The organism is Afipia broomeae ATCC 49717 (genome assembly GCF_000314675.2).
In the GTDB taxonomy this organism is placed as follows: domain Bacteria; phylum Pseudomonadota; class Alphaproteobacteria; order Rhizobiales; family Xanthobacteraceae; genus Afipia; species Afipia broomeae.
Genome location: NZ_KB375282.1, coordinates 1,588,222 through 1,607,768 on the forward strand (window position 1 = coordinate 1,588,222; position 19,547 = coordinate 1,607,768).

Consider the following 19,547-nt stretch of genomic DNA (forward strand, 5'->3'; position numbering starts at 1 on the left):
AGCGAGTCGGATGGCGGACACGGACAGCGGAGAAAAGGCACCGCGAGCAGCGCAGCGCGATCTTCTGGATTGCACCCGCGGCTATACGCCGTTGCCCGGAATTCCGGACGAATTCCTCGACTCAGAGGGCCAGCCCCGCGAGGTATGGACCCGGTTCTTCGACGCGTTCTCCACGCTCACGCCGGGCGAGATCGAACGCCGCTTTGCGTCCGCGGATCAGCATATGCGCGACGCCGGCGTCACATATCGCGCACCGGGTGACGCTGCGGATCGTTCCTGGCCGCTCAGCCATCTGCCGCTGCTGATCGACGAAGCCGAATGGAAGCAGATTTCGGAAGGCGTCGCCCAGCGCGCGGAGCTTTTGGAACAGATCTTGCGCGATTTGTATGGCGAAGGCCGGTTGATTGCGGAGGGTGCTTTGCCGGCGGCCGCCGTCGCCGGTAGCGCGGAATATCTGCGCTCGGTTTGCGGCGTGACGCCGCCTGGCGGACATTATCTCAATCTCTACGCGGCCGACATCGGCCGTGGACCCGACGGGCGCTGGTGGGTGCTGAACGACCGCACGCAGGCGCCGTCCGGTGCGGGTTATGCACTTGAAAACCGGCTGGTGCTGTCGCGCGCACTGACGAACCTCTACACGTCGATGAATGTCGAGCGCGTCGCGCCGTTCTTTGAGGCGTTCCGCGACAGCCTGCGGGCCATTGCCGATCGCGACGAACCGCGCATCGGGCTGCTGACGCCGGGCAATTCCAGCGAAACCTATTCGGAACATGCCACATTGGCGCGTTATCTTGGCTTTCTGCTGGTGGAAGGTGATGATCTCGCGGTGAGCGAGGATCGGCTGCACGTCCGCACCGTGGCCGGCCTGAAGCGCCTTGACGTGCTGCTGCGGCGGGTCGACTCGAATTTTCTCGATCCCCTCGAGCTCGATGCGCGTTCCATGCTCGGCGTTCCGGGCCTGATCGATGTCATCAGAAAGGGCGGCGTGGCTGTCGCCAACATGCCCGGCTCCGGCGTGATGGAAGCGCGGACGCTGCTCGGTTTCCTGCCGAGCCTGAGCCAGCGCTTCTTCGGCGAAGACCTGAAGATGCCGCACATCGCCACGTGGTGGTGCGGGCAGAAATCCGCCCGTGACGAGGTGCTTTCGCGCCTCGATGACATGGCGATCGACGGTGCTTACGGACCGTCTGTGCCTGGTTTCCCGGGCCGTGGTCCGATTGTCGGCAGTTCCCTTTCCAAAGATGAGCGCGCGCAGTTGGTCGATGCTATCGGCAAACGCGGCATCGACTATGTCGGGCAGGAGATGGTACGCCTCTCCACGACGCCGGTTTGGGACAACGGGCATATCTCTCCACGCCCGTTCGTTCTCCGGGTTTTCGCCGCCGCCACGCCGAAAGGCTGGACCATCCTGCCGGGCGGGTTCTGCCGCATCGCCGAGAAGCCTGATGCGCGAGCGGTCTCAATGGGCGAGGGCGCACGCGCCGCCGACGTCTGGGTTGTATCGGAGAAGGAAGTCGCGACGTCCACGTTGTTGCCGCCGAGCGATGCCGTTCGTATCAGGCGCATTGCCGGATGGGTGCCAAGCCGCGCGGCAGACAATCTGTTCTGGCTTGGCCGTTATCTGGAGCGGGCCGAGGCTACGCTGCGGCTGGTTCGTGCGCTCGGCGGCGCATTGCGTGAACCCGGCAAGGGCCCATCGCCGATGCAACCGGTGATCGAACGCATTCAGCGGTTGCTCGTCGCGTGGGGCGCAACCTCGCCATCGACGCGCACCAAACTCGCGACCACAGCGGCGCAAGCGCTTCAGGCCAAGGACAAGTTCGGCTCTGCGCTGTCGCTGGTTCGTTCCGCGCAACGCACCGCCACTACATTGCGCGAGCGCCTTTCGCCCGATGCGTGGCATGTCATCACCGGCATGGTCGAACGCTTGTCGGAAAAGGCCGAAGACGATGAAGCGTTGCTTGAGGCCGCGGAGTGGACCCTGCAATCACTGGCGACGTTCGCAGGTCTTGCGCAAGAGAACATGAACCGCGCCGCGGGCTGGCGCTTTCTCGAGATGGGCCGCCGCGTCGAGCGGGCCATCAACACTGCGCGTTTTGCGCGTCAGTTCGCCGACGACAAGGCAACTGCCGAGGACCTCGACCTGCTGTTGACGCTGGTCGATTGCCAGATCACCTATCGTTCGCGCTATATGGTGGGGCCCGTACTGGCGCCGGTGCGCGACCTGGTTGTGCTGGATTCCTTCAATCCGCGTTCGGTGGCGTTCCAGATCGCGGCGCTCAACGAGCACATCGCGAGCCTGCCGAGCATGCGCGAAGGCGGCCTGATCGATCCGCCGCATCGTTGTGCTGTCAGCCTCCAGGCTGCGATGATCGCGGGGGAGGCAGAGTCATTCGATGCAAAGACCCTGTTCTCGCTTGAGCAGGACCTGCTGAATCTGGCTGATGCGATCGGATCGCACTACTTTCCGCACGGAAGTCTCGCGTTGCGCCCCGAGAAGCTCACGGGGTTTGCGTGATTTACGACATTCGTCATGTCACCACGTATTCCTATGAGAGCCCGGTCAGCTTTGCGCGCTGCTCACTGAGGCTCGAGCCAAAAAACGGCGATGGCCAGCATTTGATCTCCCATCACGTCGAGATCAAGCCGACACCGCTCGATCGTGCGGTGAGGACGGACTTCTTCGGCATCCGTACTGAAAGTATCGTGATCGAGACCGCGCACCGCGTTCTGCGTATTGATGCGCGATCGCGCGTGGACGTCACACGCACCGCTCTGCCGCGCGACATGGCCTCTCCCGGTTGGGAACAGGTGCGCGAAGCCGCCTTCACGTCGAACGGCCTCGCAGCGGTCTCTCCTGTCGGATATTTGTTCGCCAGCCCGCTTGTGCCGATCCAGCCGACAATTACCGCCTACGCTGCGGAATGTTTTCCGGCCGGCGGTGAGGCGTTCGTCTCGTCGGTTGAACTAATGCGACGGATCAACCGTGACTTTGTCTATGACTCGAAAGCAACTGAGATATCGACGCCGCTGTTAGAGGTCTTCAAGAAGCGGCGAGGGGTCTGTCAGGATTTCGCACATATCATGATCGCGGGGCTGCGCGGCCTCGGGCTGCCCGCGGCTTATGTCAGCGGTTATCTGCGGACCACGCCTCCGCCGGGGCGTCCGCGGCTACAGGGCGCGGACGCGACGCATGCCTGGGTGTCGGTGTGGTGTGGCGAGGAGATCGGATGGGTGGGGTTCGACCCTACCAACGATCTGGTGATCGGCAACGATCATGTCGTTCTCGCGGTGGGCCGCGACTACACCGATGTCTCGCCTGTCGATGGAATTATTGTCGGATCGCGCAAGCAGAAGCTGGCCGTGGCGGTCGATGTGATTCCGGCGGCCTAAGCGCCGCTGAGGCCCCGGGCAATCAGCTCTTGTGGCTTCCATCCGCGCAGAACGAAACCCGGATGTTGCAATCCGACGGGCTGCGGCCTTCCTTGCGGCAGCGCGCTGCCGCAGCATCGATGGCTTGACCGAGCGTAGGGCCTTCGGCTGTGAAGGCGCCCCAGTAACGGGTCCGTCGGATACGTGTGGTGTAGAACGACATCGCGCCGCATTTGGTCGTGGATGAGACCTTGCAACCGCGCCCGCCGTTGTTGACGCACAGGGTCAGCGCGCGCGCCTCGGCTTCATCCCGCGTTGCCTTCTGCCACACGGCGCCCCAGGCGCCGCGCGCGGCAAACCCGATGGCGGCCCATTGTTCGCCGGGAGGCTGGTTGGCTTTCTGTCTCAGGGCGTCCAGCCGTATCCTGGCAAGGGCTGCGAATGTGCCATTCGGATATTTATCAAGGTAGGCTGAGATTTCAGCGGGATTTTTTGAGTCTTTCACCGAGTTCCAGAAGGTGATCTCAACGCTGGTGTCGGCCTGTGCCGTCGCCGCGCCTGGTTGCACCAACAAGGCAACTGCAAGCGCCAGCGCACGACAGATCTTCGGTAGCATCGTTCAGCCTGTCCCCGGGTTCGGCGCGCAGACTAAAAGTCCGCCTTGTCCTTGTCGAGCGGGCAGGCTGGGGCCAGTGGAAAACCACATTTGCCATCGGCATTACGCGACAAACTTAATGCCCGCGATGCTGGTGGATTTGACCTGCGCGTTATGACGTCGACCGCTTCGTCTTTTTTGCCTTCTTTGTTTTCCGGGCTTTTGACGCAGACTTCTTTGCCGGCACCTTCTTTCCTTCCTTGCGGGCTTCAGAAAGGCCGATCGCGATGGCTTGCTTCCGGCTCTTGACCGTTTTGCCGGATCCGCCGCTCTTTAGCGTACCCTTCTTTCGCTTGTGCATCGCACGCGCGACTTTCTTTGCTGCACCTTTCGAGTATTTCCGCGCCATCGTTGTCTCCGCAATGGATTGCCGGATACGAATAAGCGCCGAGAACAATGTTATGTTCCCGCAGCAACACGCGGCCCATGCTGGCAGGGAATTCGGATTGCCAGGGACTAGCGGCTGTTCGCCGCGGTAACGATCCAGATCGAGCCGCCGAGAGGGACCGTGTCGCCCTTCTGGTGCGCAGCAAGCATTGTGCGAATCGCCTGCGTGGCCGCTTCGATTCTGTCCGGCGGCTGGTTGTCGAGCGCGCGACTGGCGGGACCGATCGCAAGGACAGTCTCGATGGCCGCTTCGAGGCCGCGGCCTGTCGCGATGTCGAGCGACAGATCGGCTCGCTCCATTTTGATATCCGAGAAACCTGCGTCGCCAAGGATGCCGCGGACCCGTTCCTCGCTCGCGAACGAGAACGGGCCCGGATCGTCCGGCTTCACCTCGGGAAGTTTCGGCACGAATTTGTAAGCCTCCTGCAGGCCGAGCATCATCCATGGATTGTCGCGCGGTGTCCGCCAGCAGGCGAAGGCGAGGCGACCGCCCGGCCGCAAAGCTTTGCGCAGGTTTGCAAAGGAGTCCGTGGGCTGTGCAAAGAACATCACGCCGAAGCGGGAGAACAGCATGTCCGCGCTTTCCGGCGCAAAAGGATACACGGTGGCGTCCGCCAGCACGAACTCGACCGGCGCATTCGCCGGCGCAAGCTTTCGGGCCCGCCCCAGCATCGGCTCGGAAATGTCGATACCGGTCACGCGGCCGGTGGCTCCTACCTGTTTCAGGAGATCAAAGGAGGTGGCACCGCAGCCGCAACCGACGTCGATGATGGCTTCGCCAGCCTTGACGGTCGCACGGTCGATCAGGATTTTGGAGACCGGCGCAAGCACAACGTCCTGGAGCTGCTGCCGGTCGGTCCAGTGCCGGCCACCTGGACCATTCCAGTACGCGATCTGATCGGCATTGCGGTGGTCGATAGCAGGCTGGGTCATGGGGCGCTCCGATGATGCGGATTGTTCTAGGCCAGTCTGGCCGCCCTGAACAGGGAAGCCCACCCATGCATCATCGAAGCGCCGATGAACGTTCGCTTCGCTTCCGGTTTTGAAGCGATTTTTCAGCCGTCCTTGAACAGGATTTTGCCCGCGCCTTTGGCAGCGTGGGAAATCGCGGCCTTGGACTCAGTGAGCGGATAGGTTGCCTCCACCGGCGTGTAGATTGTTCCGTCCGCGATCCAGCTCGCCACCTGCTTCTGAACCTCCAGAGCGCGTTCCGGCGAGTTTTTGTTAAACCAGTTCAGCAGCCAGAATCCCTTGAGCGTCAGGTCGCGGAAAATATTCGGAGCCGTGAAGAAAGGGCCGGGTCCGCCGCTCATCACGCCGTAGGCGACAAGCGTGCCGCCATTGGCGAGGCAATCGTTCAGCGGCATCAGGCCAGGTCCGCCGACGCTGTCGAGCGCGAGCATGATCTTGGCCTTGTCGGTCGCTTCCCTGACACGCTTGGCCAGATCCGGACCCTCGACCAGCACGACATCGGCGCCAAGCTTCTTGAGTTCTTCAATCAGTTCGGGGCGGCGTACGACGCTGACGGTATGAATGCCCATCTTCTTTGCGATGGCGATAACGGCGCGTCCGACGGCCGAATTTCCCGCGCTCTGGATCACCCAGTCACCTTTCTTGAGGGCGACATACTCGGTCAGCATGAGATACGCCGTCGGCGGGTTGACCATCAGCATCGAAAGCTGCTGCGGGTCTGCGTTCGCCGGCAATGCAAAGAGACCGTCGGCCTTGACCTTGGCGCGTGTGAGCCAGGTCGACGCGCCCCGCGGAAACAGAACACGATCGCCTTCCTTGATTCCGGTCACGCCGGAGCCGATCTTGGCGACGCGGGCGACGCCTTCGGCGCCAACCGGTGCCGGCAAGTTCGGTTTCACGCCATACAGCCCACGCATCAGCACGAGATCGGACGGGTTGATCGGAGAAAATTCCATGTCGACGACGATTTCGCCGGCACCCGGTGCTCCGGGATCGGGGAGGCTGACGGTCTCGACAACTTCCCATGGCTTGCCGAAAGCGTTGATCTGAACGTTGTGCATGATGACCTCCCATGATCGCCGCTTGGCGGCCCGTTGCGAAATGTTATAAATAGTCCGATATTGCAACTAGTCTCGATTAACAACTAAATGAAGGAAATGACTGGTATGCGAGAGCCTTCTTTCAGCCGGTTGAACTGCTCGATCGCCCGTTCGCTCGCCGTGCTCGGCGACGCGTGGTCGCTTTTGATCCTGCGGGATGCGCTGGCGGGCGTCCGCACATTCGAAGGATTTACGAGCGGTCTCGGCATTGCAAGGAATACGCTCACGGATCGGCTCCGGCACCTCGTGGAAGAGGGAATGCTAACCCAGATGGATGTCGGCAAGCGCGGAACGCGCTTTGAATACGTTCCGACAGTGAAGGCGAAGGAATTTCAGGTCGCGCTGATGGCCATCATGCAATGGGGCGACCGCTGGGTGTCGGGGCGCGGCAACGAACCGGCCGTCGCGTTCGACCGCGTCAGCGAGTCGGCAGTTGCACCGCTGGTCTTGCGCTCCACATCAGGACGCACGGTTTCTTCGGACGAACTGATGTATAAGCCCGGACGTGGTGCGACGCCGGTAACGCGAGACTATCTCACCGCGAAGAACAAGCGGCTGACACGCAAGCCAGTTTAGCTTTCCGCGTCTGGCCGCGCCTTACCAGGCGCGGAACAGAACGCTGGCGTTGACGCCGCCGAAGCCGAATCCATTCGACAGTACGTGCTCCATGGCCATCGGCCGTGCGGCGCCACGAACGAGGTCGACACCTTCGGCGGCCGCATCCGGATGATCCAGATTGAGGGTCGCGGGAGCGATCTGATCGCGCAGCGCCAGCACCGAGAAGATCGCTTCGAGGCCGCCGGCTGCACCGAGCAGGTGACCCGTTGCAGATTTCGTGGAGGAGACCGCGACCCGGCCTTCGGTCCCGAACACAGCTTTGATCGCCGCGAGCTCGCCGTTGTCGCCGACAGGTGTCGAGGTCGCATGCGCGTTGAGATGCTGAACCTCGATCGGCGAAATCCCCGCCTGCCGAAGCGCAATCTCGATCGAACGCCGCGCGCCGTCACCGTCTTCCGGTCCGGCGGTCATGTGATAGGCGTCGGACGTGGTGCCGTAGCCGACGAGTTCGGCGATCGGCGTTGCCCCGCGGCTCAGCGCGTGGTCGAGTGTTTCGATGACTAGGATACCCGCGCCTTCGCCCATCACGAAGCCGTCGCGGTCACGGTCGAAAGGGCGCGATGCGCGCTGCGGATCGTCGTTGAAATTGGTCGAGAGCGCGCGTGCCGCGGCGAAGCCGCCGAGGCTGACGCGATCGATGCAAGCTTCCGCGCCGCCGGCGATTGCGACATCCGCTTCACCCGCAAGAAGAAGGCGGGCGGCATCGCCGATGGCTTGAACGCCGGCCGCGCATGCGGTCACGGGTGCACCAAGTGCTCCCTTGAAGCCATGCTTGATAGAAACCTGTCCCGCCGCGAGATTCACCAGGAATGACGGCACGGTGAACGGCGAAAGGCGGCGCACGCCGCGTTCGTCGGCGGTGCGGACCGCATCGACAATGGCGGGAAATCCGCCGACCCCTGAGCCAATAATGGTCGCGGTGCGCTCGCGGGACCGCGCATCTTCCGGCTTCCATCCGGCCTGTGCGATCGCTTCGTCTGCCGCCATCATGGCGAACTGGATGAAGCGGTCCATCTTCTTCTGATCTTTTTTCGGAATTGCGCGATCAGGATCGAATCCGAATTCCGGATCTTCGACGATATCGGGAACGATGCCGCAGGCTTTAACCGGCAGGTCAGCCGCAACATTATCGGACAGTGCGCGGATGCCGGATTGCCCGGCAATCAGCCGCGACCAGTTGGCCTCTACGCCGGCGCCAAGCGGGGACACCGCACCCATTCCAGTGACGACGATGCGTCGTATCGCGCTGTTTCGTTTCACGATCTCACCACAGGTTGCTTGCACACGAACAACGCAGCCCGCTTGTCGGGTATGCGGCACATGGCACCGGCGGAAATCCCGCCGATGCACTACAAGTTTGCGCGGCGCGCGATCAGTTGAGCTTGCGCTCGACTGCGATGGCGGTCGCTTCGCCGCCGCCAATGCAAAGCGAAGCGATGCCGCGCTTGACGTTGTTCTTTTCCATCGCGTGCAGCAGGGTCACGATCAGCCGTGCACCGGTTGCGCCGATGGGGTGACCGAGCGCGCATGCGCCGCCATTGACGTTGAGCTTGTCGCGCGGAATTCCCAGATCGCGTGCGGCCGCCATCGGCACCACGGCGAAGGCTTCATTGATCTCGTAGAGATCGACGTCGCTTGCGGTCCAGCCGATCTTTTCGAGGAGCTTGCGGATCGCCGGAATAGGAGCGGTGGTGAACCAGTCGGGTGCCTGGCTGTGAGTCGAATGGCCCTTGATCTCGGCAAGGATCGGCAGGCCTTCCTTCTCGGCGATCGAGCGGCGGGTCAAAACCAGCGCTGCTGCGCCGTCGGCATTGGCCGAGGAAGCCGCTGGCGTAATGGTGCCGTTGGGCCGGAACGCCGGTTTCAGATTCGGAATTTTCGCCGGATCGACCTTCAACGGATGTTCGTCGTTCTCGACGACGCGAACGCCGGCTTTCTCTTTCACGGAGATAGGCGCGATCTCCTTCTTGAACGCTCCGCTCTCGACGGCATTGCGTGCGCGGGTCAGCGTCTCCATCGCATATTCGTCCTGATCCTTGCGGCTGAACTGATAGGCTTCCGCGGCGGCTTCGCCGAAATCCCCCATCGAGCGGCCGGTCTCATAGGCGTCCTCAAGACCATCCATCATCATGTGGTCGATGATGCGGTCGTGGCCGACGCGATAACCGCCACGCGCCTTTTGAAGCAGATACGGTGCATTGGTCATGCTCTCCATGCCGCCGGAGATGACGATGTCTGCCGAGCCTGCGCTGATGATGTCGTGGGCGAGCATGGTGGCCTTCATGCCCGAGCCGCACACCTTGTTGACGGTGGTGGCTCCGGTGGCATCAGGCAGCTTTGCGCCGCGTGCCGCCTGGCGGGCAGGGGCCTGCCCTTGTCCGGCGGGCAGAACGCAGCCCATGAAAACTTCGTCGATTCGCTCGGGTGAAAGTTTCGCGCGCTCAAGCGCCGCGCCGATGGCGTGCGAGCCAAGATTGTGCGCGCTGAACGAAGACAGGTCGCCCTGAAAGCGGCCAAGGGGAGTGCGGACAGCGGATACGATGACAACGGGATCGGACGTAGACATGCAACTCTCCTGGTTCGCGCACGGAGCAGCGCCGTGTTAGATGACATGCATCATATGAAAAGATGCGGAAATAGCAATCCGCGTGATGACAATAAAAGCATGAATCATATGCGGACAAGCAGCCCGACGTTTAAAACATGCCGTGGCATGCCACAGGCATGAGATATTTTCGTGCGACGGATGAATTATTTTCGTCTGTCGAGAAAGGCCTGCATGTGGCGCTGGGGTTCGCCGGTCAGGAACGACTTTCCGAAGACACCGACACTCAGATTGACGGATTCGGTGAGGGGGAGTTCCTCCCACTGTTTCAGCAAAGCCTTCTGGCTTCGCATGGCCTCCGGTCCGCATTCCGCAATCGCTGAGGCTGTTGCTGCGATCGCTGCGTCGAGATCGGTCTCGGCCACGACCTGATCGACCAGGCCCCAGTTGAGTGCCGTCGGCGCATCGATGGTCGCCGCAGTCAGGATCAGCCAGCGCGCGCGTCCCCAGCCGATCAATCGCGGCAGCAACGCCGCATGGATGACGGAGGGGATGCCGACCTTGACCTCGGGCATGGCGAACTTTGCGTCCTGCGATGCGATGCGCAGATCGCACGCTGCGGCAAATTCGAGTCCGCCGCCGAGGCAAAATCCACGCAAACGCGCGATGACCGGTGCGGGAAATTGCCGAACCGCCTCGCACAGGTCCCGCAGGCCGGTGATGAACTTTTCAGCCGAGGCTTGATCGAGCGTGGCCATCTCCTTGATGTCCGCTCCGCCGATCATGCTTTTCTCGCCGGAGCCTCGCACCACCAGCGCGCGGATGCTGGTGTCTGTGGCGAGAAGCTCGAGTCCCTCGCGAACGCTGCGAATGACGGCCGAGTTCATGATGTTCAGCGGACCCGCATTGCAGATTGTCAATTGTGCGATGCCGTTGTCGCCGCGTGCGACGGTGCAGTGGTCATTGATTGTTTGCATTTTTAGGGAGCCTGACATTTGCGCAGTGCAGCGAGTAGATGCGAATGGTGCGCGATCTCCTTCCTGCCGTCAAATCCGCGCATGGCAGCTATTTTACAGTGCGAAATGAGCGCTTCTGGCTCAGGAATGTGTTATTATATGATCCGGGACATTTGATGAGGCGACGATGCGCTATTCGAAAGATCACAAGGCTGAGACCCACGCCCGGATTGTGAAGAACGCGTCCGTGAGGCTGCGCGAGCGGGGGGCCGCGAGCCTCGGTGTTGCGGAGCTGATGAAGGAATCCGGTCTCACTCACGGCGGGTTCTACGCTCACTTTCCGTCTCGCGACGCCCTGATCAGTGAAGCTTTTGCGTATGCGATGCAGCAGACCACCGGACGTTGGCGCAAGCGCGCGGAGCGGGAGACCGACGGCAGCCGTCTCGCTGCGATCGTGAATGGCTATCTTACAGCCGAGCATCGCGACGACGTTGGCAACGGTTGCGCGTTGCCGTCGCTCGGCACGGAGGTATCCCGTGCCAATCCCAAGACACGCAAGGCTTTTGCCAGCAAAGTCGAAGACATGATTTCGATGGTGGTCGAGCAATTGCCGGAACTGCCGCCGAAGACAGCCCGCCGCGAAGCCATCGGCGTCATCTCGACCATGATGGGGGCGATGATTCTGGCGCGTGCCGCGGGTACGAGTGAGTTCTCCGACGAAATCCTCAGCGCTGGTCGCCAGGCGGCCCTGCGATCCGAGAATGCGGCGAAACCGGGCGCGAAGAAGCCAAAAGCGGCGAAAACCGAGAACTGAGCTACCCGGTCTCTTTGCATTGCGCGCCACCGTGCTGTGCGCAGAACCCGGTTCCTAACTCGGTATTCGCGATGCTAAAAGCCTCCAAACACACGCTTTTGGAGGATACGCATGCGCACGATCGGTCATTTTATTGGCGGCAAAGAGGTCAAGGGCACGTCGGGGCGTTTTGGGGACGTGTTCGAGCCGATGACGGGCGAGGTGCAGGCGCAGGTTGCGCTGGCGACCAAGGCCGAGGTGCGCTCTGCGGTCGAGAATGCGAAGGCTGCACAGGAAGCGTGGGCCAACACCAACCCGCAGCGCCGCGCGCGGGTGATGATGAAGTTCCTCGAACTGGTGCAGCGCGACTACGACAAGCTGGCGGAACTTCTGGCGCGCGAGCACGGCAAGACGGTGCCCGACGCCAAGGGCGACATCCAGCGCGGGCTGGAAGTGGTAGAGTTCGCCTGCGGCATTCCGCACCTGATGAAGGGCGAGTACACCGAAGGCGCCGGCCCCGGCATCGACATCTATTCGATGCGCCAGGCGCTCGGCGTGGTGGCCGGCATCACCCCGTTCAACTTCCCGGCGATGATCCCGATGTGGAAGTTCGCCCCGGCGATCGCCTGCGGCAACGCCTTCATCCTGAAACCCTCGGAGCGCGATCCGGGCGTGCCGATGGCACTGGCGGCGCTGATGATGGAGGCGGGACTGCCCGCCGGCATTCTCAACGTGGTCAACGGCGACAAGGAAGCGGTTGACGCGATCCTCGACGATCCGGACATCAAGGCCGTCGGCTTCGTCGGCTCCTCGCCGATCGCGCAGTATATCTATGAGCGTGCCGCGCAGACCAACAAGCGGGCGCAGTGCTTCGGCGGCGCCAAGAACCACGCCATCATCATGCCGGATGCCGACATGGACCAGACCGTCGATGCGCTGATCGGCGCAGGCTACGGTTCGGCGGGCGAACGCTGCATGGCGATCTCGGTGGCGGTGCCGGTGGGCAAGACCACTGCGGACCGGCTGATGGAGAAGCTGATCCCGCGGGTCGAGGGTCTGAAGATCGGTCCTTCGACCGATCCAAGCGCCGACTTCGGCCCGCTGGTGACCAAGGCCGCGCTGGATCGCGTCAAGGATTACGTCGAGATCGGCATCCAGGAAGGCGCCAAGCTTGCTGTCGACGGCCGCGGCTTCAAGATGCAGGGCTACGAGAAGGGCTTCTACATGGGCGGCTGTCTGTTCGACAATGTCACGAAGGACATGCGGATCTACAAGGAAGAGATCTTCGGCCCCGTTCTGTCTGTGGTGCGCGCCCACGATTACAGCGAGGCGCTGGCGCTGCCGTCGGATCACGACTACGGCAACGGCGTTGCGATCTTCACCCGCGACGGCGACGCGGCGCGCGACTTCGCGGCCAAAGTCAATGTCGGCATGGTGGGCATCAACGTTCCGATCCCGGTGCCGATTGCCTACTACACGTTCGGCGGCTGGAAGAAGTCTGGGTTCGGCGATCTCAACCAGCATGGACCGGACTCGATCCGCTTCTACACCAAGACCAAGACCGTCACCTCGCGCTGGCCATCCGGCGTCAAGGACGGCGCTGAGTTCACCATCCCAACGATGAACTAAATCCAGCAAGCGAGCCCGCCATGCAATTCGCCCTGACCGAGGATCAAATCGCGGTTCGCGACATGGCGCGCGAGTTTGCCGCCGAGAAAATCGCTCCCTTCGCGCAAAAGTGGGACGAGGAAAAGTTTTTTCCCGTCAACGTGATGCGCGAAGCGGCAGCGCTCGGCATGGGCGGCATCTATATCCGTGACGATGTGGGCGGCTCGGCGCTGACGCGGTTCGACGCCGCGCTGATCTTCGAGGCGCTCGCGACCGGATGCCCGACGGTGTCGTCATTCATTTCGATCCACAACATGGCATCGTGGATGATCGATGCCTACGGCTCCGATGCGCAGCGGCAGAAGTGGCTGCCGCGTCTGTGCACCATGGAACTGATCGCGAGCTACGCTCTGACCGAGCCGGGCGCAGGCTCGGATGCCGCCGCGCTTTCGACCCGCGCGGTGCGTGACGGCGATCACTACGTTCTCAACGGACAGAAGCAGTTCATTTCCGGCGCTGGAACCAGCGACATCTATGTCGCGATGGTTCGCACCGGCGGTGAAGGCGCACGTGGCGTCTCCACACTGGTGATCGATCGCGACACGCCGGGCGTCTCGTTCGGCGCGAACGAGCGCAAGATGGGCTGGAACGCGCAGCCGACCCGTGCGGTGATTTTCGAGAACGCCCGCGTGCCGGTTGCAAATCGCCTTGGCGAGGAGGGTATCGGCTTCAAGGTCGCAATGGCTGGTCTTGATGGCGGACGTCTCAACATTGCGGCGTGTTCGCTCGGCGGCGCGCAATCGGCGCTCGACAAGTCGCTCGCTTATACAAAGGAGCGCAGGGCCTTCGGCCAGCGCCTCGATGAATTCCAGGCCTTGCAGTTTCGGCTCGCCGATATGGCGACCGAACTGGAAGCCGCGCGGACGTTCCTGTGGCGGGCCGCGGCGGCGCTCGATCGCAAGGACCCCGATGCGACCATGCTCTGTGCCATGGCCAAGCGCTTCGGCACCGATGCAGGTTTCGAGATTGCCAATCAGGCGCTGCAATTGCACGGCGGTTATGGCTATCTGGCGGAGTATGGAATCGAGAAGATCGTCAGGGATCTGCGTGTGCACCAAATTCTCGAAGGAACCAATGAAATCATGCGCGTGATTGTCGCCCGCAAGCTGGTCGAGGGCGCGCGATGAGCGCGCACGCGGCGATGACGGAGACGCCCGAGAAGGACGTGATCATTTGCCGCGAGGGCGCGGCGGGAATTATCCGGCTCAATCGTCCCAAGACGATCAATGCACTGACGCTTGAGATGACGCGCGAGATTGTCACCGCGCTTGATGCGTTCGAGACGGACCCCGGTGTATCTCTGGTATTGCTCGAAGGTGCAGGCGAGCGCGGCCTTTGCGCAGGCGGCGACATTCGGGGCCTTTATGAAAGTGCGAAAGCGGGCGGCGATCTCGGGCCGGTGTTCTGGCGCGAGGAATACATCCTGAATGCGCGCATTCCCGATTTTCCGAAGCCCTATGTTGCCTACATGGATGGTCTCGTCATGGGCGGCGGCGTCGGTCTCTCGGCGCACAGCGCGCACCGGATCGTGACTGAAAAGACCAAAATGGCGATGCCGGAGGTCGGTCTCGGCTTCTTCCCGGATGTCGGCGGAACCTGGCTGCTGTCACGCGCCCCTGGCGAGATCGGAACCTATTTCGCGCTGACGGGCCAGACGATGAGTGGTGCCGATGCGGTGTATGCAGGCGCCGCGGATGTGCTGATTGCCACGAAAGACTGGCCTGCGCTTCGGGATGCGCTGACCAATGCTCCATTGCAGGCAAGAGATAACGATGTGCGCGGAATTCTGGCGCGTTTTGGCATTCAGGATGGTCAGGCTCCCGTCGCGAAGCACCGCGACCTGATCGATCGCGCGTTCGCTCACGACACAGTCGAAGAGATCGTAACCGCGTTGAAAGGCGACGGCTCGGATTTCGCGCTCGCGGCGCTCAAGGCGCTTTCGGAGAAATCCCCGACAGCGCTCAAGGTGACGCTGGAACTGCTTCGCCGCGCGCGAAATTCCAAATCGCTCAAGGAGTGTCTGATCCGTGAGTACAATTCTGCGCTGGCGGTCTTCACCAGCGCGGAATTCGTAGAGGGCGTCCGCGCCGCGATCATTGACAAGGATCGCAATCCGAAATGGTCGCCTTCGCGGATCGAGGATGTGACGCCGGAGATTGTCGGGAAGTATTTCGCGCCGAATAGCAAGTATAAGCTGGTCTTTCCGGACTGACTGGTTCCAAAGAAGCAATAACGAGGGCAGGAAATGGCAAACATTGCATTCATCGGTCTCGGCAACATGGGCGGACCCATGGCGGCCAACCTCGTCAAGGCCGGGCACAAGGTGCAGGGCTTCGATCTCGCGCAGGCATCCAGGGATGCTGCGAAAGCGGACGGCGTCGGCATCGCCGCCAGCGCCGGTGAGGCCGTCAGGGACGCGCAGATCGTCATCACCATGCTGCCCGCTGGCAAGCATGTGCTGGGCGTTTGGAAAGAGATCATTCCATCGGTCGGCAAGAACACACTCATGATCGACTGCTCGACCATCGATGTGGAAAGCGCGCGGCTGGCGCACGCTCATGCAACAGAACACAACCTGCCATCGATCGACGCGCCGGTGTCCGGCGGCACCGGAGGTGCAAAGGGCGCGACACTGACGTTCATGTGCGGCGGGACCGCTGCTGCTTTCGCGGCCGCAAGGCCTGTCCTTGAGAACATGGGCAAGAAGGTTGTCCATTGCGGCGAGGCCGGTGCAGGGCAGGCGGCCAAGATCTGCAACAACATGATCCTCGGCATCTCGATGATCGGCGTTTCAGAGGCGTTTGCGCTCGGCGAGAAGCTCGGCCTGTCGCATCAGGCGTTGTTCGATGTGGCCTCCACGTCGTCGGGCCAGTGCTGGTCGCTGACGTCCTATTGCCCCGTGCCGGGGCCGGTTCCGGCTTCGCCCGCAAACAACGATTACAAGCCGGGCTTTGCCGCGGCGCTGATGCTGAAAGACCTGCGTTTGTCGCAGGAGGCTGCGAAGGCCGCGGGAGCTGCGACGCCGCTCGGCGCGCACGCCGAAAGTATCTATGATGCGTTCGAGAAGGCCGGCCATGGCGGCGTGGACTTTTCCGGCATCATCAAGCATGTGCGTGGACTGGCGAAATAGGATTCCTTGATGACGACATTCCAGGACGCGCGCGCTTTCCTGCTCAAACATCGCACCGATTACGACAAGGCCGTTGCGGATTTCCGCTGGCCGGATGAGAAGCAGTTCAATTGGGCGCTCGACTGGTTCGATGCCGGGCTGGCGTCCAGTCCCGAGAGCCGGGACCGCACGGCACTCTGGATCGTTGATGCGGCGAGCAGCACCGAGACGAAACTGTCGTTCGCGGAACTGTCGCGCCGCTCAAATCAGACCGCGAACTTTCTGCGTGATCTCGGCCTGAAGCGCGGCGATCACCTGCTGCTGTTGCTCGGCAACGTGGTCCCGCTGTGGGAGACCATGCTGGCTGCGATGAAGCTGGGCGTCATCGTCATCCCCGCGACCACATTGCTGACAGCGGATGAACTGCGTGATCGGCTTGATCGCGGCAAGGCAAAGGCCGTCGTTGCCACGCAGGATCAAGTAGCGAAATTCGAAGGGCTTGGCGGCGCGGATTTCACCAAGATTGTTGTCGCGGCGACAGCCGACCATGAGGGCTGGCGCAAGTTCGAAGACGCGGCGAACTATACGGAGACGTTCACGCCAGAGGGGGCGACGGGCGCGAACGATCCGATGCTGCTCTATTTCACCTCGGGCACCACGGCCAAGCCGAAGCTCGTGCTTCATAGCCACAGCAGCTATCCGGTGGGATCGCTATCCACGATGTACTGGCTCGGCCTTCAGCCGGGCGACATCCACCTCAACATTTCATCGCCGGGCTGGGCCAAGCATGCGTGGAGCTGTTTCTTCTCGCCGTGGAATGCCGGCGCGACCATCTTTATCGTCAATCAACCGCGCTTCGATGCGAAAGGTTTGCTCGCAACGGTTGCCCGCTGCGGTGTGACCACGTTGTGTGCGCCGCCGACGGTGTGGCGGCTGTTCATTCAGGAGCGGCTGGCGGACTACAAGGTCTCGGTGCGCGAGGTTTGCGGCGCAGGCGAGCCGCTCAATCCAGAAGTCATCGATCAGGTCAAGGCGGCGTGGGGCCTCACGATCCGAGACGGTTATGGCCAGACCGAGACCACCGCGCTTGCGGGCAACTCGCCGGGGCAACCGGTGAAGATCGGATCGATGGGCCGGCCGATGCCGGGATATACGGTGCGTGTCGTGGACGCTGACGGCAATCCGGCGAAGGAAGGCGAGGTCTGCCTTGTGCTCGGCGCCAATCGTCCGGCGGGGCTGATGCTCGGCTATCAGGGCGAGGACGGCAAACCGAAAGGTGCAGACGGCGAGGTCTATCAGACCGGCGATGTGGTGTTTCTCGACGACGACGGATACCTGACCTTCGTCGGCCGCTCCGACGATGTGTTCAAGTCCTCCGATTACCGCATCAGCCCGTTCGAACTTGAAAGCGTCCTGCTGGAGCATGATCTGGTCGCCGAAGCCGCCGTGGTGCCAACGCCGGATCCGATCCGTCTTGCGCTTCCGAAGGCTTACGTCTCTGTGGTGTCCGGTACTGCGATGTCCCGCGACACTGCGCTGTCGATCTTCCAGTATGTTCATTCGCGGCTGGCGCCATTCAAACGCATCCGCCGTATCGAACTGGTGACGGAGTTGCCGAAAACGATCTCGGGCAAGATTCGCCGCGTGCAACTGCGCCGCCTCGAGCATGACAACGACCGCAAGGATGCTTTGCGCGGCCAGGAATTCCGGGAGGAGGATTTTCCGGAATTGCAGAGCGGTCAGAGCGCGGCCCGATAACGCCCGGGCGGCTTTCCGTCCCGGCTCCATCTCATAACGTGTTTGAAACGGCATCCATGGTCGCCCTCAGCGAGAGCGAATGCCGCTCATGCAACCGTGCTGGTCAGCAAATTTCGCTTGGCCGGACGGCTGATCTGTGGAATGTGCGAACGCAATTCGAATTTCAGCCGGGAGATGGTTCGTGGGCGCAGCGATGAATCTTGAAGACTACCTGAAGCTTGTGGGCACGGAGCTCGGTGTTTCGGAGTGGCATACCATCGATCAGAAACAGATCGACGCATTCGCCGATGCGACCGAAGACTTTCAGTTCATTCATATCGACCCGGAGCGGGCAAAGCGCGAGACGCCGTTTGGCGGGACCATCGCGCACGGATTTCTCTCTCTGTCGGTGCTGCCGAAGCTCGCCTATGCAACCATGCCGACGCTGAATGGCGCGGCGATGTCGATCAATTACGGTTTCGACAAGATCCGGTTTCTCACGCCCGTCCGCGCCGGCAAGCGTGTGCGCGCGCGGTTCGTGCTGGCGGAGGCGACCATGAAGTCGCCGAAAGAACTGCTGGCACGCACCAACACGACGCTTGAAATCGAGGGTGAGCCCAAGCCTGCGCTGGTCGCGGACTGGCTCGGAATGCACTTCTTCGCATAACGCATTTCTTTCGCCAAACTTTAAGGGACGATCATGGCAATCAGATTCGACGGACGCGTTGCGGTAGTCACCGGCGCAGGTGCAGGCCTCGGACGCGCGCACGCGCTGGGATTGGCCAAGCTTGGCGCTAAGGTCGTCGTCAATGACATGGGTGCGGCCCGCGACGGCAGTGGCGGTTCGGTCAGCCCGGCTGAAGCGGTCGTCGAGGAAATCCGCAAGGCTGGCGGCGAGGCGATGGCGGACGGCGCAGACGTCTCGAACTTCGAGCAGGTCAAGGAAATGGTCGCACGCGCCGCGATGAAGTGGGGCGGCGTCGATCTCATGGTCGCCAACGCGGGCATCCTGCGCGACAAATCGTTTAGCAAGATGGAGCCGGAAGATTTCGCCAAGGTGATCGCCGTGCATCTGACCGGCACCTACAACTGCTGCAAGGCAGTGTGGGACGGCATGCGCGAGCGCAACTATGGCCGCATCGTTCTCACCACCTCGTCGTCGGGCCTGTTCGGCAATTTCGGTCAGGCGAACTACGCCGCCGCCAAAGCCGGCATGGTCGGTCTGATGAATGTGCTTGCCGAGGAAGGCCGCAAGACCAACATCAAGGTCAACACCATCTCTCCGACAGCAGCAACGCGCATGACCGAAGGCCTGATCGGGCCGGAAATCCTTGCTCTGATGAAGCCGGAATCGATTACGCCTGCGGTGCTTTATCTGCTGAGCGAAGACGCACCCACCCGCACCATCATGGGCGCTGGCGCAGGTTCTTTCGCAGTCATCAAGGTGGTCGAGACCGAAGGCCTCAACCTTCCGCAGGATCAGTGGACGCCTGATGCCATCGCCGCGAACTTCGCGAAGATCGGCGACATGTCCACCGCGCGTGATCTTGGCGGCGCGTTCTTCCAGACCTTCAAATATGTAGAGCAGGCCGCGAAGGCAGCCGGTATCAAGCTGCCGTCGATGGGCGGGTAAGC

General features: G+C 62.1%; 18 protein-coding genes. 11 read left to right on the forward strand and 7 right to left on the reverse strand.

The genetic code is table 11. From position 1 onward, the window contains the following. Positions 1-10: 10 nt before the first annotated feature. On the forward strand, positions 11-2,518 hold the full coding sequence (locus HMPREF9695_RS07275) for a circularly permuted type 2 ATP-grasp protein (protein ID WP_006020182.1): 2,508 nt from the start codon (positions 11-13) through the stop codon (positions 2,516-2,518). After that, positions 2,515-3,393, forward strand: coding sequence for a transglutaminase family protein (locus HMPREF9695_RS07280; RefSeq protein ID WP_006020183.1), 879 nt, complete (start codon positions 2,515-2,517; stop codon positions 3,391-3,393). Before HMPREF9695_RS07275 ends, HMPREF9695_RS07280 begins: the two co-directional genes overlap by 4 nt. 22 nt (positions 3,394-3,415) lie before the next feature. Here the strand turns inward: HMPREF9695_RS07280 and HMPREF9695_RS07285 are convergent, their stop codons facing one another. The 4 genes from HMPREF9695_RS07285 to HMPREF9695_RS07300 form a co-directional block, all read right to left on the reverse strand. Beyond that, entirely contained in the window at positions 3,416-3,988 is a 573-nt protein-coding gene (locus HMPREF9695_RS07285; RefSeq protein WP_006020184.1) for a DUF4189 domain-containing protein, read from the reverse strand. A 151-nt stretch (positions 3,989-4,139) separates the two neighbouring features. Then, positions 4,140-4,376, reverse strand: a complete 237-nt coding sequence (locus tag HMPREF9695_RS26910; RefSeq protein WP_006020185.1) for a DUF6496 domain-containing protein — start codon at positions 4,374-4,376, stop codon at positions 4,140-4,142. Positions 4,377-4,483: 107 nt separating this feature from the next. Further along, positions 4,484-5,347, reverse strand: a complete 864-nt coding sequence (locus HMPREF9695_RS07295) for a class I SAM-dependent methyltransferase (protein WP_006020186.1) — start codon at positions 5,345-5,347, stop codon at positions 4,484-4,486. A gap of 122 nt (positions 5,348-5,469) precedes the next feature. Continuing rightward, positions 5,470-6,447 (reverse strand): zinc-dependent alcohol dehydrogenase family protein, encoded by a 978-nt coding sequence (locus tag HMPREF9695_RS07300; RefSeq protein ID WP_006020187.1) that lies wholly within the window; start codon positions 6,445-6,447, stop codon positions 5,470-5,472. 105 nt (positions 6,448-6,552) lie between these two features. On the opposite strand from HMPREF9695_RS07300, the gene HMPREF9695_RS07305 reads away from it, so the two are divergent. Next, positions 6,553-7,062: a winged helix-turn-helix transcriptional regulator gene (locus HMPREF9695_RS07305; RefSeq protein ID WP_006020188.1), complete on the forward strand. Its 510-nt coding sequence runs from the start codon at positions 6,553-6,555 to the stop codon at positions 7,060-7,062. A gap of 21 nt (positions 7,063-7,083) precedes the next feature. Here HMPREF9695_RS07305 and fabF read toward each other — a convergent pair whose 3' ends face one another. The 3 genes from fabF to HMPREF9695_RS07320 form a co-directional block, all read right to left on the reverse strand. After that, positions 7,084-8,346, reverse strand: a complete 1,263-nt coding sequence (gene fabF, locus HMPREF9695_RS07310; protein ID WP_024921319.1) for a beta-ketoacyl-ACP synthase II — start codon at positions 8,344-8,346, stop codon at positions 7,084-7,086. Between the two features lie 130 nt (positions 8,347-8,476). Then, the gene (locus HMPREF9695_RS07315) at positions 8,477-9,670 is read right to left on the reverse strand and encodes an acetyl-CoA C-acyltransferase (protein ID WP_006020190.1); all 1,194 of its coding nucleotides are present in this window, start codon (positions 9,668-9,670) and stop codon (positions 8,477-8,479) included. Positions 9,671-9,855: 185 nt separating this feature from the next. Then, entirely contained in the window at positions 9,856-10,626 is a 771-nt protein-coding gene (locus HMPREF9695_RS07320) for an enoyl-CoA hydratase (protein WP_006020191.1), read from the reverse strand. 166 nt (positions 10,627-10,792) lie between these two features. On the opposite strand from HMPREF9695_RS07320, the gene HMPREF9695_RS07325 reads away from it, so the two are divergent. From HMPREF9695_RS07325 to HMPREF9695_RS07360, 8 genes are all read left to right on the forward strand, one after another. Then, on the forward strand, positions 10,793-11,419 hold the full coding sequence (locus HMPREF9695_RS07325; RefSeq protein WP_006020192.1) for a TetR/AcrR family transcriptional regulator: 627 nt from the start codon (positions 10,793-10,795) through the stop codon (positions 11,417-11,419). 111 nt (positions 11,420-11,530) lie between these two features. Then, the gene (locus HMPREF9695_RS07330; RefSeq protein WP_006020193.1) at positions 11,531-13,027 is read left to right on the forward strand and encodes a CoA-acylating methylmalonate-semialdehyde dehydrogenase; all 1,497 of its coding nucleotides are present in this window, start codon (positions 11,531-11,533) and stop codon (positions 13,025-13,027) included. A gap of 20 nt (positions 13,028-13,047) precedes the next feature. Continuing rightward, positions 13,048-14,193 carry an isobutyryl-CoA dehydrogenase gene (locus HMPREF9695_RS07335; RefSeq protein WP_006020194.1) on the forward strand — a complete coding sequence of 382 codons (1,146 nt, stop codon included), beginning with the start codon at positions 13,048-13,050 and terminating at the stop codon, positions 14,191-14,193. Further along, entirely contained in the window at positions 14,190-15,278 is a 1,089-nt protein-coding gene (locus tag HMPREF9695_RS07340; protein ID WP_006020195.1) for an enoyl-CoA hydratase/isomerase family protein, read from the forward strand. Before HMPREF9695_RS07335 ends, HMPREF9695_RS07340 begins: the two co-directional genes overlap by 4 nt. 33 nt (positions 15,279-15,311) lie before the next feature. Continuing rightward, the gene (mmsB, locus tag HMPREF9695_RS07345) at positions 15,312-16,196 is read left to right on the forward strand and encodes a 3-hydroxyisobutyrate dehydrogenase (protein ID WP_006020196.1); all 885 of its coding nucleotides are present in this window, start codon (positions 15,312-15,314) and stop codon (positions 16,194-16,196) included. Positions 16,197-16,205: 9 nt separating this feature from the next. Next, positions 16,206-17,933 carry an AMP-binding protein gene (locus tag HMPREF9695_RS07350; RefSeq protein WP_006020197.1) on the forward strand — a complete coding sequence of 576 codons (1,728 nt, stop codon included), beginning with the start codon at positions 16,206-16,208 and terminating at the stop codon, positions 17,931-17,933. Between the two features lie 181 nt (positions 17,934-18,114). After that, the gene (locus HMPREF9695_RS07355) at positions 18,115-18,579 is read left to right on the forward strand and encodes a MaoC family dehydratase (protein WP_006020198.1); all 465 of its coding nucleotides are present in this window, start codon (positions 18,115-18,117) and stop codon (positions 18,577-18,579) included. A gap of 33 nt (positions 18,580-18,612) precedes the next feature. Next, complete coding sequence (locus HMPREF9695_RS07360; protein WP_006020199.1) at positions 18,613-19,545, forward strand: SDR family NAD(P)-dependent oxidoreductase; 933 nt, start codon at positions 18,613-18,615, stop codon at positions 19,543-19,545. Positions 19,546-19,547 lie beyond the last annotated feature (2 nt).

Excerpts from the sequence above, each read along its gene's own strand:
- HMPREF9695_RS07285 (WP_006020184.1), bottom strand. The coding sequence starts at position 3,988 with ATGCTACCGAAGATCTGTCGTGCGCTGGCGCTTGCAGTTGCCTTGTTG.
- HMPREF9695_RS07360 (WP_006020199.1), top strand. The coding sequence starts at position 18,613 with ATGGCAATCAGATTCGACGGACGCGTTGCGGTAGTCACCGGCGCAGGT.
- HMPREF9695_RS07315 (WP_006020190.1), bottom strand. The coding sequence starts at position 9,670 with ATGTCTACGTCCGATCCCGTTGTCATCGTATCCGCTGTCCGCACTCCC.
- HMPREF9695_RS07325 (WP_006020192.1), top strand. The coding sequence starts at position 10,793 with ATGCGCTATTCGAAAGATCACAAGGCTGAGACCCACGCCCGGATTGTG.
- HMPREF9695_RS07320 (WP_006020191.1), bottom strand. The coding sequence starts at position 10,626 with ATGCAAACAATCAATGACCACTGCACCGTCGCACGCGGCGACAACGGC.
- HMPREF9695_RS07335 (WP_006020194.1), top strand. The coding sequence starts at position 13,048 with ATGCAATTCGCCCTGACCGAGGATCAAATCGCGGTTCGCGACATGGCG.
- HMPREF9695_RS07340 (WP_006020195.1), top strand. The coding sequence starts at position 14,190 with ATGAGCGCGCACGCGGCGATGACGGAGACGCCCGAGAAGGACGTGATC.
- HMPREF9695_RS07300 (WP_006020187.1), bottom strand. The coding sequence starts at position 6,447 with ATGCACAACGTTCAGATCAACGCTTTCGGCAAGCCATGGGAAGTTGTC.
- HMPREF9695_RS07350 (WP_006020197.1), top strand. The coding sequence starts at position 16,206 with ATGACGACATTCCAGGACGCGCGCGCTTTCCTGCTCAAACATCGCACC.
- mmsB (WP_006020196.1), top strand. The coding sequence starts at position 15,312 with ATGGCAAACATTGCATTCATCGGTCTCGGCAACATGGGCGGACCCATG.
- HMPREF9695_RS07305 (WP_006020188.1), top strand. The coding sequence starts at position 6,553 with ATGCGAGAGCCTTCTTTCAGCCGGTTGAACTGCTCGATCGCCCGTTCG.
- HMPREF9695_RS07275 (WP_006020182.1), top strand. The coding sequence starts at position 11 with ATGGCGGACACGGACAGCGGAGAAAAGGCACCGCGAGCAGCGCAGCGC.
- HMPREF9695_RS07330 (WP_006020193.1), top strand. The coding sequence starts at position 11,531 with ATGCGCACGATCGGTCATTTTATTGGCGGCAAAGAGGTCAAGGGCACG.
- HMPREF9695_RS07295 (WP_006020186.1), bottom strand. The coding sequence starts at position 5,347 with ATGACCCAGCCTGCTATCGACCACCGCAATGCCGATCAGATCGCGTAC.
- HMPREF9695_RS26910 (WP_006020185.1), bottom strand. The coding sequence starts at position 4,376 with ATGGCGCGGAAATACTCGAAAGGTGCAGCAAAGAAAGTCGCGCGTGCG.